The organism is Kiloniella sp. (genome assembly GCF_965205715.1).
GTDB lineage: Bacteria > Pseudomonadota > Alphaproteobacteria > Kiloniellales > Kiloniellaceae > Kiloniella.
Genome location: NZ_CBDBHW010000002.1, coordinates 119970 through 136962 on the forward strand (window position 1 = coordinate 119970; position 16993 = coordinate 136962).

The 16993-nt window shown below is 43.9% G+C and carries 16 protein-coding genes; 4 read left to right on the forward strand and 12 right to left on the reverse strand.

The genetic code is table 11. From position 1 onward, the window contains the following. Window positions 1-124: 124 nt before the first annotated feature. From hflX to ACOGW3_RS02790, 10 genes are all read right to left on the reverse strand, one after another. Window positions 125-1450 carry a GTPase HflX gene (gene hflX, locus ACOGW3_RS02745; protein ID WP_419901554.1) on the reverse strand — a complete coding sequence of 442 codons (1326 nt, stop codon included), beginning with the start codon at window positions 1448-1450 and terminating at the stop codon, window positions 125-127. Window positions 1451-1476: 26 nt separating this feature from the next. Beyond that, window positions 1477-1737, reverse strand: a complete 261-nt coding sequence (gene hfq / locus ACOGW3_RS02750) for an RNA chaperone Hfq (RefSeq protein ID WP_047763419.1) — start codon at window positions 1735-1737, stop codon at window positions 1477-1479. 163 nt (window positions 1738-1900) lie between these two features. After that, window positions 1901-2548 carry an HAD family hydrolase gene (locus tag ACOGW3_RS02755; protein ID WP_419901555.1) on the reverse strand — a complete coding sequence of 216 codons (648 nt, stop codon included), beginning with the start codon at window positions 2546-2548 and terminating at the stop codon, window positions 1901-1903. 65 nt (window positions 2549-2613) lie between these two features. Further along, the gene (gene trkA / locus ACOGW3_RS02760; protein WP_419901556.1) at window positions 2614-3990 is read right to left on the reverse strand and encodes a Trk system potassium transporter TrkA; all 1377 of its coding nucleotides are present in this window, start codon (window positions 3988-3990) and stop codon (window positions 2614-2616) included. A 27-nt stretch (window positions 3991-4017) separates the two neighbouring features. Next, window positions 4018-5409, reverse strand: a complete 1392-nt coding sequence (locus tag ACOGW3_RS02765) for a sigma-54-dependent transcriptional regulator (protein WP_419901557.1) — start codon at window positions 5407-5409, stop codon at window positions 4018-4020. Window positions 5410-5448: 39 nt separating this feature from the next. Continuing rightward, window positions 5449-7755 (reverse strand): ATP-binding protein, encoded by a 2307-nt coding sequence (locus tag ACOGW3_RS02770; RefSeq protein ID WP_419901558.1) that lies wholly within the window; start codon window positions 7753-7755, stop codon window positions 5449-5451. Next, entirely contained in the window at window positions 7755-9224 is a 1470-nt protein-coding gene (ntrC, locus tag ACOGW3_RS02775; RefSeq protein WP_419901559.1) for a nitrogen regulation protein NR(I), read from the reverse strand. The genes ACOGW3_RS02770 and ntrC overlap by 1 nt, the downstream gene beginning before the upstream one ends. Further along, window positions 9224-10351, reverse strand: coding sequence for a two-component system sensor histidine kinase NtrB (locus tag ACOGW3_RS02780; RefSeq protein ID WP_419901560.1), 1128 nt, complete (start codon window positions 10349-10351; stop codon window positions 9224-9226). Before ACOGW3_RS02780 ends, ntrC begins: the two co-directional genes overlap by 1 nt. Window position 10352: 1 nt before the next feature. After that, on the reverse strand, window positions 10353-11336 hold the full coding sequence (dusB, locus tag ACOGW3_RS02785) for a tRNA dihydrouridine synthase DusB (protein ID WP_419901762.1): 984 nt from the start codon (window positions 11334-11336) through the stop codon (window positions 10353-10355). A gap of 139 nt (window positions 11337-11475) precedes the next feature. Beyond that, window positions 11476-12279: a cytochrome C assembly family protein gene (locus tag ACOGW3_RS02790; RefSeq protein WP_419901561.1), complete on the reverse strand. Its 804-nt coding sequence runs from the start codon at window positions 12277-12279 to the stop codon at window positions 11476-11478. Between the two features lie 109 nt (window positions 12280-12388). Here ACOGW3_RS02790 and ACOGW3_RS02795 point away from each other — a divergent pair, with 109 nt between their 5' ends. Genes ACOGW3_RS02795 through ACOGW3_RS02810 form a run of 4 tightly spaced genes read left to right on the forward strand, consistent with a single transcriptional unit; the run spans window position 12389 to window position 15372 of the window. Further along, on the forward strand, window positions 12389-13570 hold the full coding sequence (locus ACOGW3_RS02795) for a bifunctional 2-C-methyl-D-erythritol 4-phosphate cytidylyltransferase/2-C-methyl-D-erythritol 2,4-cyclodiphosphate synthase (protein WP_419901562.1): 1182 nt from the start codon (window positions 12389-12391) through the stop codon (window positions 13568-13570). Between the two features lie 36 nt (window positions 13571-13606). Then, window positions 13607-14110, forward strand: coding sequence for a phosphatidylglycerophosphatase A (locus tag ACOGW3_RS02800; RefSeq protein ID WP_419901563.1), 504 nt, complete (start codon window positions 13607-13609; stop codon window positions 14108-14110). A 9-nt stretch (window positions 14111-14119) separates the two neighbouring features. Then, window positions 14120-14611, forward strand: coding sequence for a CinA family protein (locus ACOGW3_RS02805; protein WP_419901564.1), 492 nt, complete (start codon window positions 14120-14122; stop codon window positions 14609-14611). Next, window positions 14608-15372, forward strand: coding sequence for a CPBP family intramembrane glutamic endopeptidase (locus ACOGW3_RS02810; protein WP_419901565.1), 765 nt, complete (start codon window positions 14608-14610; stop codon window positions 15370-15372). Before ACOGW3_RS02805 ends, ACOGW3_RS02810 begins: the two co-directional genes overlap by 4 nt. A 104-nt stretch (window positions 15373-15476) precedes the next feature. Here ACOGW3_RS02810 and ACOGW3_RS02815 read toward each other — a convergent pair whose 3' ends face one another. Then, on the reverse strand, window positions 15477-15938 hold the full coding sequence (locus ACOGW3_RS02815; RefSeq protein WP_419901566.1) for a type II toxin-antitoxin system RatA family toxin: 462 nt from the start codon (window positions 15936-15938) through the stop codon (window positions 15477-15479). A gap of 15 nt (window positions 15939-15953) precedes the next feature. Continuing rightward, window positions 15954-16970 (reverse strand): lipoyl synthase, encoded by a 1017-nt coding sequence (gene lipA / locus ACOGW3_RS02820; protein ID WP_419901567.1) that lies wholly within the window; start codon window positions 16968-16970, stop codon window positions 15954-15956. Between the last annotated feature and the right edge of the window lie 23 nt (window positions 16971-16993).

Genomic DNA, 16993 nt, shown 5'->3' on the forward strand with positions numbered 1-16993 from the left:
CGGGCACATTCGGTGAGAGATTTTATCATTATTAGCACTCCCACCAAACGAGTGCTAAAAGCCATATAGAATGCAGGTAGGGTGATGTCAACCAACGGCTAAAAAAATATCTCTATTTTGAGGGCTAATCTTCGTCGGGAAGGATACCAAATTTACTCGTAAACTTGGCAGCATCGGCCTGAGAAATTGAAAGCGAGATCCATACCCCGTTCTCATGATGCTCTTGTTCGATCACATTTCCATGGTCGTGCAACCACGATAATGCAGCCCCCTCACTGTACGGCACCTCAAATTCATGGACGAGATTTTGGGCATCCAGTAATTCCTCAACCATAGCCAGGAAATCATCACACCCTTCCCCGGTTATTGCTGAACACAGGAGAGTGGTTTCATTATGGCTAGATTGAATATCCAGGGAAGACTTAACTTCGTCGGACAGGAGATCTGATTTATTCCAGACCTCGATCATATTGTCTTGGATATCGGGATCGAGTTCTAAATCTTTCAGGACAGACTTAACATCTTCTTTTTGGGCATCCGTATCCTCATGAGAGACATCGCGCACATGCACAAGAACATTCGCCTCGCGGACTTCCTCCAGGGTCGCCCGGAAAGAAGCAATCAAATCTGTGGGCAATTCAGAAATAAACCCAACAGTGTCAGATAAAATAATTTCTCGCCCGGAAGGGAGATTAACCCGTCGCATCGTCGGATCCAAAGTTGCGAACAGAAGATTTTCAGCAAACACGTCTGACTGAGTTAAACGGTTAAAGAGTGTCGATTTGCCGGCGTTGGTATACCCCACAAGCGATACAATGGGGAAAGGCACTTTACGTCGGGCAGATCGATGAAGCTCTCGGGTCTTTTTGACTAATTCGAGATCACTCTTCAGGCGGACGATCCGCTCATCGATAAGACGTCTATCGATTTCGATTTGACGTTCCCCCGGACCGCCCATAAAGCCCGCACCACCTCTTTGCCTTTCAAGGTGGGTCCATGACCGAACCAGTCGGGATCTCTGATAGCTTAGTTGGGCAAGGTCAACCTGTAATTTCCCCTCTTTAGTGCGTGCACGTTCACCAAAAATTTCAAGAATAAGACCTGTACGATCAATAACCTTAGCTTCCCAACCATTTTCCAGATTGCGCTGCTGTACAGGCGTTAAAGCAGTATCGACGATAACAACTTCAATTTCATTATCGTGGATATATTCATGAAACTTATCGATGATCCCTGAACCAAAGAGTGTAGAAGGTTTTGGCCGAGTAACTTTGATAACGTCGTGTAAGACGATATCCAAATCAATCGCGAGCGCAAGACCATAGGCCTCTTCAAGGCGCGCTTCTGCACTCCGAGAAGAAGTCGAAAACTTCTTTAGTTCAGGATGAAGTACAATGGCGCGAACCTTTTTATCCCGATCCACGCCACCGTCATTTTGTTGAGAACCCATATATATTCAACCAAACCCTAGTGGGTTTAAGATGCTGCTCCACCTTCATCGTCTTTACCTGGATCAAAGAGCTGTACAGGTGTAGCTGGCATAATTGTAGAAATCGCGTGTTTGTATACAAGCTGTGCATGCGCATCACGACGTAACAACACCGAGAAATTGTCAAACCAGGAAATAATGCCTTGTAATTTGACACCGTTTACCAAAAAGACCGTTACTGGGACTTTATTTTTGCGAATCGTATTCAGGAATACGTCCTGTACGTTCTGTGATTTTTCCGCGGCCATCGCGTTTAATCCCCTTATTGTTTTTATACGTGTTTTTATTGGTTGGTATTTATTAGCTTTTGGGGTTGTGCCCGATTTAAAACGAGCAAGGGAGATTCTTTATCATTCTGCTGGGGAAATACAACCCCTCATCTACCAACAAAGAAAAAAACTCTTCAAAACATTATGACAAAGAAATCATTATATCTTTGCACGAAGTGAAATATTGCGCCGGCTTGCAGCTTGTAAATTCACCATCGGTAGGAGGTGTTGGACGAATAAGAACGGGATAACATTGAGCGTTATGGGCACATTGAAGATCAATATCCGTATCACCCACAAACCATACATCCTGATCAGATTGAAGATCACTACCATTCAGAGCAAGATCCACAACCATTGGATTTGGCTTATCTTGTGCAGCGTCATTTGCACCGATGAGCCGAGTGAAATAACCACTCCAGCCAAGATGTTCAGCCTCTTTTCTTAAAAGTGATCCTTGCTTGTTGCTTACTATTGCAAGGTAGGCACCCTTATTTCTTAGATGATCAAGAAGTTCTTTTGCGTAAGGTAATGGTGTCAAAACATCGAGATGGTTGGCCTCGTAGGTATCATAAAATATTTTTGTGGCAATATCGGACTCGCTTCCAAAGATCGCGGGAAAGCTATCTCTTGCAGAAGCACGAACCCGGTCCTTGGCCTCCTCAAGTGTCCAGGGAGTTTTTCCCATTTCCCTAAAGGTCACAGATAACGCATGGTGAATAGTTATCCAGCTATCGATTAAAGTGTTATCCCAATCGAAAATTACGGCTTTGGGGAAAGACAAACTCATAAATCACACACTTTTATTAATTTTCGAATTAACGATATTATTTATTAAACTAGCTTGGGTCTATTTTAGAAAAATTCTAATTTCACGGCGAACAGTTTCTCTATTTTTTTCACGGCTTCTGCGGCAGAGAAAATCACAACTAAATCATGCGCCCTAACAACTGTACCGCCACGAGGAATAATCACTTCTCCATCCCTGACAATAGCACCAACGATAACTCCAGCCGGGAGTTTTGCTTCTCGGATCGGAACACCGACCAAGCTAGATGTCTCTAGGGCTTCGGCTTCAATAACCTCTCCCAATCCATCAGCAATTGTATGAACAGAACGTATCCGGCCTCTACGTACATGCTGAAGGATATTCGATACCGTGATAGATCTTGGATTTACAACAGTATCAATTCCAAGCGTGCTGATTAAAGGCGTGTATGAGGTTGTGTTAATCAAAGTAACAGCTCGCTCACACCCATGTCTTTTAGCAAGCAATGATGTCAAAATGTTGACTTCATCATCGTTGGTCACAGCAACGATTGTTTCCGTTGTGGAAATATTTACCTCATTGAGGATTTCTGCATCGAGCGAATCACCATGAATGACAACCGTTTTCTTGAGCGATCGTGCGACAAACTCTGCACGTTTTTTATCGAGTTCTATCAGTTTCAGTTTCACCTGAGGGTGTTTTTCTTCCATCGCTTTTGCAAGATACAAGCCGATATTACCACCACCAATGATAACAACTCTGCGCGCTTCTAATTCGGAATGCCCAAAAGCATCCATTGTACGGTTAAGGTGTTCATGATCCAAAACCAAATACACATCATCACCGGGACGCAACTCATCATCGGGTGTTGGAACAAACCCCTTTCCCTGACGAAAAACCCCTACAACGACAACATTCAGAGTTGGAAACAGCTCAGTAAGCTGTCGCAAAGGCGTATATATAATCGGTGTATCTTCGGTACAGTGAACTCCGATTAGGCTCACTTTTCCGTCCGCAAGTGGATAGACATCAAACGCGCCTGGAATTTGCAGTCTTCGCTCGATCGCATCTGCAACTTCTATTTCCGGAGATATAATAACGTCGATGGGCATGTGATCTCTGGTAAATAGATCCGACCACATAGGATCAAGGTAGCTCTGTTCTCTAATGCGAGCAATCTTAGTTGGAACATCAAATAACGAGTGGCATATCTGGCAAGCAACCATGTTGACTTCATCTGCGTGCGTCACTGCAATGATCATATCAGCATCAGAGGCCCCGGCTTTTTCCAAAACATCAGGGTGTGATGCAAAACCAATTACGCCTTTTACATCAAGGGAATCTGTAATTTTACCAACCAAAACAGGATCGCGGTCAATAACAGTAATATCAGCATTCTCGCTTGCCAGATACTTGGCAATGTTGAACCCAACTTGGCCTGCGCCACAAATCACAACTTTCATAATCGGGTCCTAATATCCTGCTTTTGTTTAGGCGCGCTCAGTAGATATACCGAGTGTACGTAGCTTTCGGTGAAGAGCGGATCGTTCCATACCAATAAAATTAGATGTTTTCGAGATATTTCCTCCAAAGCGCAAAATTTGAGCTTCCAGATACTGCTTTTCAAACAATTCCCGCGCTTCCCTCAATGACAAAGCCATCAAATCATCCTGCCCTGAATTATTGGACGAAACATTTGGAGAAAGCGAGCCAATATCAGGCGGCATCATATCTGCTGATATAGGACTGTCCCCATCGCCTGGAGCCATAATTAAAAGCCAATCAATGACATTTCTAAGCTGACGCACGTTCCCTGGCCACTCATAAGCCTGGAGAGATACTATGGCATCTTGTGCCAGCGGTCGCACTGGTATCCCATTCGTCCGGGCAGAGAGTTCCATGAAATATTCAATAAGTGCAGGAATATCTTCTCTGCGTTCTACCAATGCAGGAACAGCAAGAGGGACAACATTTAACCTGTAATATAAATCTTCTCTGAATTCACCAGCAGAAATTAACGCCTGTAAATCCTTGTTGGTCGAAGCGATAACCCTAACATCAACATCGACCTCGACATCCCCGCCGACCCTACTAAAAGATTGTTCCTGTAATACACGTACAATCTTCCCCTGTGTTTCCAAAGGCATGTCTGCAACTTCATCAAGAAGCAGAGTACCGCCATGAGCTTGCTCAAAGGTTCCGATACGAATGGATATTTCGCCGTCATCCCCTTTTGTTTCAGTGCCAAAAAGCTCACTTTCCAGACGGTCGGGGTGCATCGTTGCACAATTAAGTGCAACAAAAGCTTCATTGTAGCGCGTTGATTGTTGATGCAATTGCCGCGCGACAACTTCTTTCCCTGCTCCCGCAGGTCCGGTAATTAAAACCCGGCTGCCTGTTGGGGCAACCTTATCAAGAGCCTGCTGAAGAAGAAGGACAGGCGCAGAATTTCCAATCAGGGAAGACTGGACAGCTGCACTCACCTTTAAACGTTCATTCTCGCGTCGTAGTTCAGAAATCTCAATCGCGCGATTAAGGATAAGAAGCAATCGGTCAGACTTAAAAGGCTTTTCGATAAAATCATAAGCACCAATTTTGATCGCATTAACAGCCGTCTCAATAGTTCCATGACCTGACATCATTATGACTGGCAAGTCGTTATAGTCATGCTTAATTGCTTCAAGAATACCAATGCCATCCAGCTCTGAATTATTGAGCCATATATCCAGCACGACCAAGCTTGGTCGACGGGAATGGATTGCAGCGAGCGCTTCCTGGCTATTAGCTGCTTCTTTAACAGAAAATCCCTCATCCTCTAATATACCACTTAGAGCCATTCTGATATCTGCTTCATCGTCGACAATAAGTATGTCACGGGCCATAAAAAATCTACTTATTCAATATGTTAACAAAAATCTCAATTACGAAGCCTGTTCGGGAAAAACCAAACTAGCTTGAGCACCAATAATATTTCCAGTTTGATCCATATTATCTTCGAGGACAAGATATCCTCCGTGATCTTCCATAACTTTCTTTACAATTGCGAGCCCCAAACCGGTACCCTTCGCCCTGTTTGTTACATATGGCTCAGTCAATTTTTCTCGGTCTCCCGCCGGCAATCCCTTACCTGTATCTTGGATTACCATCGTTACCCCTTCATCGAAAGTAGATAAGTTAAGGCAAATCACTGAATTCCCCTCGGTCTCTTTAAGAGAAGGGTTTTCCTCAATTTTTCCTTCGATTGATTCCGCAGCATTCAGGAGGAGATTGGTCAACACACGATTTATTTGTTCGGGATCGCAAGACAAAGTAACGTCTTCGTTTGGGAGATTTGTAACGAACTTGATATCAGGGTGAGAAGTATCTTGTAGAAAGATTGCCTCCCTAATCAGTTTATTCAAGTTTGTGTCTTTCATCCGTGGAACAGGCATACGAGCAAAGGATGAAAATTCATTTACCATTGTTCCGATGTCCGTCACATGACGGATGATCGTATCAATACACAGCTCAAACGTCTTTTTATCGCTATCGATCTCTTTTAAATATTTCCGTTTTAATCGCTCAGCAGATAGTTGAATAGGTGTCAGCGGATTTTTAATTTCATGTGCAATACGTCGCGCAACATCGGACCAAGCAGCTTTCCTCTGCGCAGAAACCAATTCCGTAATATCATCAAAAGTAATCACAAATCCGATGATTTCGAAATCATCGCCGAGTTCAGCAACAGCTCTCAACAATAAGGTTCTCTGAATTCCATTTTGCTGAGTATAAGGGATATGTTTTTCTACAGGCCTTAAAGGACGGGCTCTAGCTTCTTCAACAAACTCTGATACTTCTGGCATAACTGTTGAGATATGTTTTCCACGCAAGTCTTCAAACTGATCAACAAAAAATGATGAAGCTGCGCGATTGGGAAGGGTTATTTCCCCCTCACGGTTTAAACCAATTACCCCTGCAGACACCCCTCCCAACACCGCTTCAATAAATCGGGTACGCTCATCAAGTTGAGAGTTTGTACTCAAAAGCTCTTGTTGTTGCCTCTGAAGTTCGCCCGTCATAAGGTTGAAAGTTCTAGATAATCTTCCTATTTCATCTTCAGTTTGATTTGATATCACCCGGGTATCCAAATTACCCTCTCGAACCTTTTCTGCTGCCGCAATTAAATTACTAATAGGCCCAGTTAAATTGTTAGAGAAAGTCAAACCGACCCAGACAGATGCCAAAAGTATCATCAAGGCAACAATTGCAAAGATCATCGCAAAGGTTAAAACGAAGCCTGAGCGCTTCCCCTCGAGATCGGTATAGAGGGATACAGCTTCCTTAGCACGTTCAATGTGTTTAAGAATATTAGGATCAACTAAACGTCCGACTATTAGAAACGAGCCATCAAACCCTCCCAAATATACAAGAGCTCGAACGCGATCGTTATTTTCGGGAGATAAAATAACAACTTCACCATTAATCGCATTATTTATTGCAAAATCAGGTATTTCCGGGGCAAAATTCAGCAAAAAGCTAAACGCAGCTTTACCCTGAACTTGTCCAGAACGATCAAATACGACAATTTCAGTGAGGTTTAAACGATTAGCCTGTTCGGTTAAGAATTCATCAAACTGGGGCTCATCTTGAATCAGAGAGTTCAATGTCTGGCTGATGTCAAATGACACAGCCAAAGCATCCGCGGTAATACCTTGCCGATGCTCATGAAGATAAGCTTCAGCAACAGCATAAGATTCTTTAACGGCCGTACTTACACGCTCATTAAACCACCCCTTTAACCCAAATTCAAAAAAACCAACGGATACAACAGCAACAATAATGGTAGGGGTGACAGCAACCACACTAAACAAACCAACCAGTCGGGAGTGAAGTTTAGCGCCTGCTAAACCTCTTTTACGCTCCAACCAAAGGAGAACAAGACGACGCACAACAATGGCGATTAGAGCCATCAACAAGATGAAATCAGCTGTAAGTAAAAGAAGTAAATTTCCAGGTTTAATGACTTGAGACAAATCACCCGATAGGGCTAAAAAAGTTGTTATCCCACTTACACTCGCAGCAAGTAAAAGCGAAATAGCCAACTTTCTTTCTAAGCCAACTCGCTTGGCCCATACCAAGATACGGAGCCAAAAACTGTTATTTTCGACGACAGTGTTTGCAGTTGAATTTTCAGTAGAGCTCTGATTTTGACTTTCTGGATTTTTGTGAACCTGAGTTTCACTCGCCATTATTTAGCACCCTTAATTATGGATACATTGAGCTCTTTTATTTTTTTTCTTAAAGTATTTCGATTTAGGCCTAGCAGTTTCGAGGCTTGAATTTGATTGCCATTGGTTGACATTAAAGATAGCTCGATCAAAGGCTTCTCTATTTCTTTTAATATTCTATCGTAAAGTCCGCTCGAAGGTAATTCTGGAAAATGTGCCGCAAAATATTCACTTAAATGACGCTCTACGGCTTCACTCAATGACTCGTTAAACGGAGGTTGTGTGATTTTTCCCTCTGTTTCAGTGTCTTCATTATTGGCCTTTGCCACGAGACTTAATTCATGTTCGACGATATCACAGGTAATAACATCTTGACTGTAGAGCACAGTTAACCGGCGAACGATATTTTCCAGCTCGCGGATATTACCCGACCAATGATGATTTCGAAGAGAAGCCATCCCTCCCTGGTCAATGATTTTGCTCGGCAACCCCTCAGCTTCACATATCCTCAAAAAATGGGAAACCAGTTCAGGTATATCTTCAGATCGCTCTCTCAAAGGAGGAAGTCGCAGCGGAACCACACTCAGACGATAATACAGATCTTCCCTAAAACTACCCTGCTCAACCATTTGAGTGAGGTCTCTGTGCGTTGCCGTAATAATTCTAACATCAGCTTTTATCGGAATACGCCCACCTACTGTTGTAAATTCACTCTCTTGCAAGACCCTTAACAATCTCGTTTGCGCTTCAACTGGCATGTCACCAATTTCATCGAGAAAAAGTGTTCCTCCTGCCGCCTGCTCAAACCGGCCTGAATAACGTGAAGTCGCCCCTGTGAAAGCCCCTTTTTCGTGGCCAAAAAGTTCGCTCTCAATCAATTCCTTTGGTATTGCAGCCATATTAACGGCAACAAAAGGTCCCTCTTTCCTTTTCCCATAATCATGTAAGGCACGCGAAATCAGCTCTTTCCCCGTTCCGGACTCACCCGTCACCATAACCGTCAGATCTGTCGGCATTAAACGCGCCATCACACGATAGATCTCCTGCATGGCTACAGAGCGTCCTATTAGGGGCAACTGTTCGTCTTGACTTTGCTCTTCTTGTATTTCTTCAGGTAAATCCTGAGGTTCAGATAGCGCCCGACGTACGGTTAAGGACAGTTCCTTTAGATCAAAAGGCTTTGGAAGATATTCAAAAGCTCCCCGCTCTGTCGCCTTTACCGCTGTGAGCAGTGTATTTTGCGCAGACATAACAATTATGCGTAAATCGGGTCTTATCTTCTTGATCCTTGGAATCAGATCCAGACCATTTTCATCTGGCATGACGACGTCGGTAATTACCAGATCACCTTCTCCTTTGGCGACCCATTGCCAAAGTGAGGCGGCGCTACTTGCAGCTTGAACCCGGTAACCTTCCCGTCCCAGCGCATGAGTTAAAACGGTCCTTATGGCTTGATCATCATCTGCAATCAAAATCGTTGCTGAATTCATTAGCCGTCCAAACTTTTATTATTATTTGCTGTGTGAAGATCAGCCCTCAATTCTTTAGGTACCAGAGGTAGACTGACAGAAAAACGTGTTAAACGTGGCTGGCTAGTAAATTCTATGACACCACCATGTTCTTCTATGACTTTGGAAACCAGCGCCAAACCAAGCCCCTTACCACCAGCCTTAGTCGAAACAAAAGGATCAAAAAGATGTTCATGTAAATCTTCAGGAATCCCCGGCCCGGTGTCTTCTATCGTTACAAGCATAGGCAGATCCATTCGATCCTTCCCCCCGAGCAATCGCATACGGACCCCTTGCTGATAACTCGTCTTTAAAACTATCTCGCCACCTTGAGTGCCAATAGCTTCAGCCGCATTTTTCACAAGATTTAAAAAAGCCTGCACCAGAAGGTCTCTATTGCCATAAACCTCAGGCAAGGAAGGATCGTACTTTTCTATAAAGGTAACATTTTCACCAAAGGCAGACTTTGATAAAAGTCGCACATGCGAGAGAACTTCATGGATATTAACGGCAGTTCTTTCGAGAGGCCGGGTATCTGAAAACATTTCAATACGATCAACCAATTTCACAATACGGTCGGCTTCATCACATATTAACCGGGTCAACTGCCGATCATCGTCATCTGCATTCAATTCAAGCAACTGCGCCGCCCCCCTGATACCAGAGAGTGGATTTTTAACTTCGTGCGCAAGCATAGCGCCCATTGCCGTTATAGAGCGGGCAGCATTGCGATGAACGAGTTGGTGATCAATTTTCCGCGCAATACTTTGCTGTTGAACAGTAACGACGCAATGATCCGCGCTATCTTGAACAGGTGAAGTGGTGACAGCAACGAGGTGGCTCCCAATGCGGGGACTGTCCAGACGTAAACCGTATTCCGCAACTGAACTCTGCTCTTTCCTCGTTTGTTCTAGCAATTGATAAATTGGCGAGCCATCCAGAAAATATAGATTTAATTTGCTTCCAACCAATACGGATTGGCTACTTTGCAAAAACTGTTCAGCAGATTGATTCACAAAGGAAATATTATTTCCGCCATCAACGACAAACACTGGATCATTTAGGGAATTGAGAATTGTGGTCGACGATCCGTGATTTAAGGGCGTCATACTATGCCACCTTATCAAGATGTGGCTGGAAGTATTCACCAATCATTTTGATAACAGTTTCGGGTTCAACAACCTTGTTAACTTCAGCTCTAAAAGCTGCAGAATCAGGTAACCCTTTGCAATACCATGCAAGGTGTTTTCTCGCAATCGCAACCCCTTTTCTGGCCCCGTAATGGGTCAACATGGCATCGTAGTGCTCACAAATAAGGTCGTGAATTTCCTGAAGTGGAGGAGTTTCCTTCTTAGTACCGTCTTTTAGATATTGTATGACCTCGTTTAAGATCCAAGGTTTTCCATAGCACCCTCGCCCAATCATTACCCCATCGGCCCCTGATATTTCCATCGCCTTACTTGCATCTTCAGGGGTCAAAATATCACCGTTAATAATAACCGGTATTTTAACACTTTCTTTCACGCCCTTTACTGCGTTCCAGTCAGCCTCACCTTTATACATTTGATTCCGAGTGCGTCCATGAACTGTTACCAATTGAATACCGACATCTTCCGCTCTTTTGGCTAATTCCGGGGCGTTTTTATGCTCATCATCCCAACCGAGACGCATTTTCACTGTAACCGGCACATCAACAGCCTTAACTGTCTCCTCCATAATTTTCTCAGCAAGAAGTTCGTCTTTCATCAAAGCTGAGCCAGCATATTTGGATACAATTTTTTTTACAGGGCATCCAAAGTTGATATCGATTATCGCGGCACCACGATCAACGTTCATTTTTGCCGCTTCAGCCATAATCTGAGGATCACATCCTGCAAGCTGCACTGCCATGGGAAATTCTTCCGCACAATTAGTACTTAATTTGAGGGATTCCCTGCTCTCTTGAAGCATCGCCTTGCTTGCGATCATTTCTGAAATCACCAAGCCAGCGCCATAACGCTTTACAAGACGGCGATAGGGCATGTCTGTCACGCCAGACATCGGAGCCAAAAAGACAGGATCATCTATCTTTAGCGGGCCTATGGATATGCTCATTAGTTGGGCACCAATCACAAACGCCTAAGAAATAGGCAAAATTAAATTCTGACTGGTTTATACATCGTTTGTACAAAAATGCGAAGGATTTATCACACCTAAAAATGATCAGATATATCAAAGATTACTTATTGAGCACCTACGAGCCAAGCAAGACATCCGAAACAAATTTTACCCCCGGGTAAGACAATGTCATCAGCAAATAAACTGCCAATACAATGCGAACGGCATTCTTTCCCCTAATGCCGATAAAACTATGAAGTAAAAGAAGTAAGGCAATTACCACAAAGGCGATAAGGGCTAATAAGGTTTTATGGTCAAATTCAATAAAACTTCCATAGGAAGAATATTGTCGAGCTATCCCAGTTAGAATACCAAGCCCAAGCAGAATTTCCGCCATTGATAACAGGCTAACTTGAAAACGGTCAGCAACATATACTGCTGGTAATTTCTCTATAAAACGACCTTCTACTTTCTTTGCTTTAAGAGAACGCTCTCGAAGAAGAACGGCAAAGGCAGAAATCGCTGCCAAAGTACACAAGGCATAAGTTATAATAGATGCCATAATGTGTAGCACCAGCCACAAATCCGGCTCAGTATTAAAGCTATGATTTCCAGATTGCCCCTCCCATAAAAGAGCAAATATCCCCAGTACGAATAAATATGGCAAAAGTAATAAAGCCAATTTCTCGAAATCTTTTACAAGAAGAGAAAAACATAAAAATAACAAAAGGCTAAACGAAATAGTCACCCATAAAGAAATGCTTACCCCGCTATCCCATTGGCAGCCAAAGTGAATCATCGTCACAAAACTTGGGCCCGCGAGGGCAAGTAGCAACGCCCCCCTTCCAAGCCAAGAAGCCCTAGTGTTTGTGCCGAGCCAATTTATCAAAATTGCAGGCACCATGGAGACCAAGGCAATCACACCCCAGAAAATGGTCATTTTAACACCTTCTTACTAGACATCTTACTGGCCTTTGTTACATATCTTAGTTGTTATTACTGTATGTTAGCCTGACAAGGCAAGAATCGAGAATTCAGGAGAAATGCTTATGCCGGGTACCTGGGCTGTAATCGTTGCTGCAGGCAGAGGAAGCCGCCTTGGGTCAGAAGTCCCAAAGCAGTACCTACTCCTAGGTAAACACAGTATCCTGACACATACACTTAGAAAGTTTTCTAGCCACCCCTCAGTTGATGGCATTATCGTCGTAATACACCCAGATGACGAACAGCTTTTTGGTATGTATTGTACCGAATTCAAAAACAAAGTACGCCTTCAACATGGTGGGGACACGAGACAAGATTCTGTCAGGAACGGATTGCTCGCTTTAAAAAGCGATGCCCCAGACTGTGTGCTAATTCACGACGCAGCGAGACCCTTTGTCACCAATGAAGTCATTACCCAACTGATCAAGTCTGCAAACAATGGCGATGCGGCAATCGCAGCCACACCAGTCGTCGATAGCCTGAAATACACTGCAAACAACACGATAGAAAAAAATGTTGAGAGAGCAGGCTTATGGCATGCCCAGACACCACAAGCATTTCCCTATAAAATGATTTTGGATGCACATATCAGCACTTCTAAGGGCAATGACTATACAGATGACGCTGCTGTAGCTGAGGCTTGCGGCCATAGCGTGTCGCTCGTTACATCAGATCGTAACAATCTAAAAATAACAACGAACGAAGACTTAAAATTGGCAGAAAAAATGATTTCCTCGCCATCAACAAACAGGAAGACAATGGAAAGCAGAACTGGGCTAGGTTATGACGTACACTGTTTTGAAGATGGAGATCACGTTACTCTGTGCGGCGTGGATGTTCCCCATACACGTAAACTCAAAGGACACTCTGATGCAGACGTCGGCCTCCACGCTTTAACTGACGCCATCCTGGGAGCTATTTGTGAAGGAGACATCGGCACTCATTTTCCACCAAGCGACCCTCAATGGAAGGGAGCGATGTCTGATCAGTTTTTAGAATTTGCAAAAAATCGGGTAACGACACGTGGCGGAAAAATTATCCATGTCGATGTAACCCTTGTTTGCGAGAAGCCCAAAATTGGACCTCATAGAGAAAACATGGTTGCCAGGATGGCTGAAATACTTGACATCTCTCCTTCACGCGTCAGCATAAAAGCCACCACATCCGAAAGATTAGGTTTTACAGGCAGAGAAGAAGGGATAGCGGCACAAGCTGTTGCTACCATACAAATTCCTGCAGAAGACTAATTATTCCAATCCAACGAAATTACAAAGACTGAATTGATGAGCACTTCACCTTTAAAGTTCCTTCACCCCGCAACACTAATTTCAACTTGGTTCGGATCAGGTCTAATTAAATTTGCCCCGGGAACATGGGGCTCTCTTGCTGCCCTTCCCTTTGCCTGGATAATTTCTGCCCAGTTCGGTTGGGTGGGCTTGGTTGTTGCATCGCTGTTAGCCTATGGCATAGGTATATGGGCAAGCGACAAATACTCAAAAGCCCTTGGCAAAGAAGATCCGGGCTCTGTCGTCATTGATGAAGTTGCAGGACAGTGGCTTGCTTTAGCTATCGTCCCCCTAGACCCTGTTCTTTATCTCATCAGCTTTTTACTTTTCCGATTTTTTGATATCGTAAAAGTGTTCCCAGCCAACTGGCTGGACAAAAATGTCAAAGGTGGATTGGGAATTATGTCTGACGATATGGTTGCCGGATTGTATGCTTTGATTATCTTTTACCTTTTTCAACTATTTATACCTTATGATGGAGAAATGTTTAAGTTCTTCTAGGAGAGCCAAATGAATATCGGGAATGAAATTGATAGTTTAGCGACTGAAATCCTTGATCTCTGTCGGACCCAAGGCTTAAGGATTACTACTGCTGAATCCTGCACAGGAGGATTGATCATAGCTTCCCTTACAAACATCGAAGGATCATCTGATGTCATTGACAGGGGCTTTATCACTTACTCCAACGAATCCAAGTGCGAGATGCTAAATGTTCGCCTTGAGCTTCTTTCAATGCATGGCGCAGTTAGCGCTCCAGTAGCAAGCGCCATGTGTGAAGGTGCTATGAATAACTCGGATGCAGAACTTGCCGTTTCTGTTACAGGTATCGCAGGCCCAGGTGGCGGCACAGCAGATAAACCCGTTGGAACAGTATACATTGGTACTTCACTGGTTGAAGATCGTACTCTCTATCAAAAGTATTTCTTTGAAGGTGGTCGGGACTCAATCCGTCAACAAACAGTCCTTGCAGCCCTAACGTCTTTAAAATCTCGCATTACATGAACAATCCCGTTCCCAAATATGAAGCTCTCCCTCCTCAAGGCAAAAAGTCACTTGGTCACGTCCCTTTTACAGACCTTTTATTAACTTTTATCGTCTTTATTGTCGTAATCAGAGTTTCCATCCCCTTCATCACCGACTTTATCGTTCACCAATCGGAACAAATAACACCTTCTTTCGCAATCACTTGCCTGGTCTTGTTCCAAAATCTCATACTACTCAAAATCGTGCATCATTTTGTATTGAGAAAACATGGACTTACATGGAAAGATGCTGGTCTAAAACCCACGACAACACGCTGGTGTTACAGTGCGATATTGCTAACGTTGCCACTAGTGATTGTCGTGGGCTTTGTTAACTTTTCCATGATGCAACTTATTGACGATAAGTTCGTAAACCCACAACTACAGACGATCACTCCCGAAGGTTTTAGTTGGCCTTCGTTTATTTTTATTATTCTAGCAACAGGCATCATTGCCCCCGTCGCAGAAGAACTAACTTTCAGAGGCGTATTGTTAGGTTGGCTCGATCAAAGGTTTGGAAGATTGATCGCGATTATAACAAGTTCAGTCTTTTTCGGATCTGTACACGGCGTACCAATGCTTATCCCTGCCCTCTCTGTCGCAGGCCTCGCTTTTGCCTTCATCACCTACCGCAGCAAGTCACTCTGGCCTGCAATAATACTACACGCGACTTTTAATATGTTTATGACCTCTACGCTCTTCTTTGCCCTCTCCCAAGGCGCCTCTATCCCTGGCGCCTAAATTATACACACCAGATTGTAGAAGCTGAGAAGACTAGGCACCCCTCATAACGTCGGAGAGCTGACAAGTATAACCAATTATATAGCTTGAAAATAAAACGATGATTACGCTGTAGCAGTACCTTGCCCAGTGTAAGGCTCATAAAGGACAGCTGCTCTGGTTTCAAAAGCATGAACCATCCGCCGAACAGCTTCATGGAAAAAGGGTTCCATCAAGATTTGCAACATTCGGGATTTAAACTCGAAATCCACATGAAAATCGACTAGGCATCCATCGGGATGCTCTTCAAATATCCAGGTATTAGTTAGGTATTTAAAAGGCCCATCCACGTAGGCAACGTCAATTCTAAGTTGCTCATGATGCAAATCCACACGACTAGTGAACTTCTCCCTGACCATCTTAAAACCAATAATCAGATCGGCAAAGATTCGGGTATCTTGGCGTCGTTTAATTCTTGCCCCCACGCACCAGGGCAGGAAATCAGGATAGCGCTCTACATCGGCAACCATCTCAAAGACCTGCTCTGGTCGAAAATTCAAAACTTTTTTTTCTGCGTGGACAGGCATTTTATTGTTCCGCAATCAGGAGGCAGAAAGCTTCTGCTCTCTTGCTTTCCTCAATTCCTGAAAATCCTCATCTGCATGATAGGAAGACCGGGTTAGAGGAGAGGATGCAACATGTAAGAAGCCTTTATTATAGGCCATCTTTTCATAAAACTCGAACTCTTCAGGCGTAACAAAACGATCTACGGGATGATGTTTGGGTGTTGGTTGCAGATATTGACCAATGGTCAGAAAATCCACATCCGCAGCACGCATATCGTCCATTACCTGTAGTACTTCTTCTTTTGTCTCACCCAAACCCACCATAAGGCCCGACTTTGTAAAAAGCGTCGGATCCATTTCTTTGGCACGGTCTAAGATCTTCAGACTGTGATAATACCGTGCGCCAGGGCGAACAGTTATATAAAGACGGGGAACCGTTTCAAGGTTATGATTGAAGACGTCAGGCTTAGCCTTCACGACAACTTCTAGCGCACCATCTTTATGTCTAAAATCAGGTGTTAAAATTTCAATTGTTGTCTCAGGCGCTTCTTTTCTCGTCGCTGCGATAACTTTGGAGAAGTGATCCGCACCACCATCATCCAGATCGTCGCGATCAACAGAAGTAATAACCACATGGCGTAATTGAAGCTTAGAAACCGCTGCTGCAACACTATAAGGCTCAAATGGGCTTAGAGCCTGTGGCTTTCCTGTCGCAATATTACAAAATGAACAGGCGCGGGTACAGATCCCGCCCATAATCATCATCGTCGCATGTTTTTTAGACCAACACTCGCCAATATTTGGACAGGCCGCCTCTTCACAAACGGTGGTCAGGTTATTATCACGCATTAATTTGCGAGTTTCCTGATATCCTTTGGATACAGGGGCCTTTACTCTGATCCAGGATGGTTTTCTCTGGATGGGAGAGTCGGGACGTTTGGCCTTTTCAGGGTGCCGCATCTTCGCGCGGTCATCCTTAGAAGAAATAATGCGCTCGGCGCGATCTTTCCCCTCGAGCTGGGATGTGTGTTCTGAAACAACTGTTTCTGTCATCAACTCACTCCGACCTATCGTGA

Bases quoted from the DNA above. Each gene is read 5' to 3' on its own strand.
- ACOGW3_RS02800 (WP_419901563.1), top strand. From the start codon at position 13,607: ATGAGCACTTCACCTTTAAAGTTCCTTCACCCCGCAACACTAATTTCA.
- ACOGW3_RS02810 (WP_419901565.1), top strand. From the start codon at position 14,608: ATGAACAATCCCGTTCCCAAATATGAAGCTCTCCCTCCTCAAGGCAAA.
- ACOGW3_RS02755 (WP_419901555.1), bottom strand. From the start codon at position 2,548: ATGAGTTTGTCTTTCCCCAAAGCCGTAATTTTCGATTGGGATAACACT.
- ACOGW3_RS02780 (WP_419901560.1), bottom strand. From the start codon at position 10,351: ATGACGCCCTTAAATCACGGATCGTCGACCACAATTCTCAATTCCCTA.
- ACOGW3_RS02805 (WP_419901564.1), top strand. From the start codon at position 14,120: ATGAATATCGGGAATGAAATTGATAGTTTAGCGACTGAAATCCTTGAT.
- ACOGW3_RS02790 (WP_419901561.1), bottom strand. From the start codon at position 12,279: ATGACCATTTTCTGGGGTGTGATTGCCTTGGTCTCCATGGTGCCTGCA.
- hflX (WP_419901554.1), bottom strand. From the start codon at position 1,450: ATGGGTTCTCAACAAAATGACGGTGGCGTGGATCGGGATAAAAAGGTT.
- trkA (WP_419901556.1), bottom strand. From the start codon at position 3,990: ATGAAAGTTGTGATTTGTGGCGCAGGCCAAGTTGGGTTCAACATTGCC.
- ntrC (WP_419901559.1), bottom strand. From the start codon at position 9,224: ATGAATTCAGCAACGATTTTGATTGCAGATGATGATCAAGCCATAAGG.
- dusB (WP_419901762.1), bottom strand. From the start codon at position 11,336: ATGAGCATATCCATAGGCCCGCTAAAGATAGATGATCCTGTCTTTTTG.
- ACOGW3_RS02795 (WP_419901562.1), top strand. From the start codon at position 12,389: ATGCCGGGTACCTGGGCTGTAATCGTTGCTGCAGGCAGAGGAAGCCGC.
- ACOGW3_RS02765 (WP_419901557.1), bottom strand. From the start codon at position 5,409: ATGGCCCGTGACATACTTATTGTCGACGATGAAGCAGATATCAGAATG.
- lipA (WP_419901567.1), bottom strand. From the start codon at position 16,970: ATGACAGAAACAGTTGTTTCAGAACACACATCCCAGCTCGAGGGGAAA.
- ACOGW3_RS02815 (WP_419901566.1), bottom strand. From the start codon at position 15,938: ATGCCTGTCCACGCAGAAAAAAAAGTTTTGAATTTTCGACCAGAGCAG.
- hfq (WP_047763419.1), bottom strand. From the start codon at position 1,737: ATGGCCGCGGAAAAATCACAGAACGTACAGGACGTATTCCTGAATACG.
- ACOGW3_RS02770 (WP_419901558.1), bottom strand. From the start codon at position 7,755: ATGGCGAGTGAAACTCAGGTTCACAAAAATCCAGAAAGTCAAAATCAG.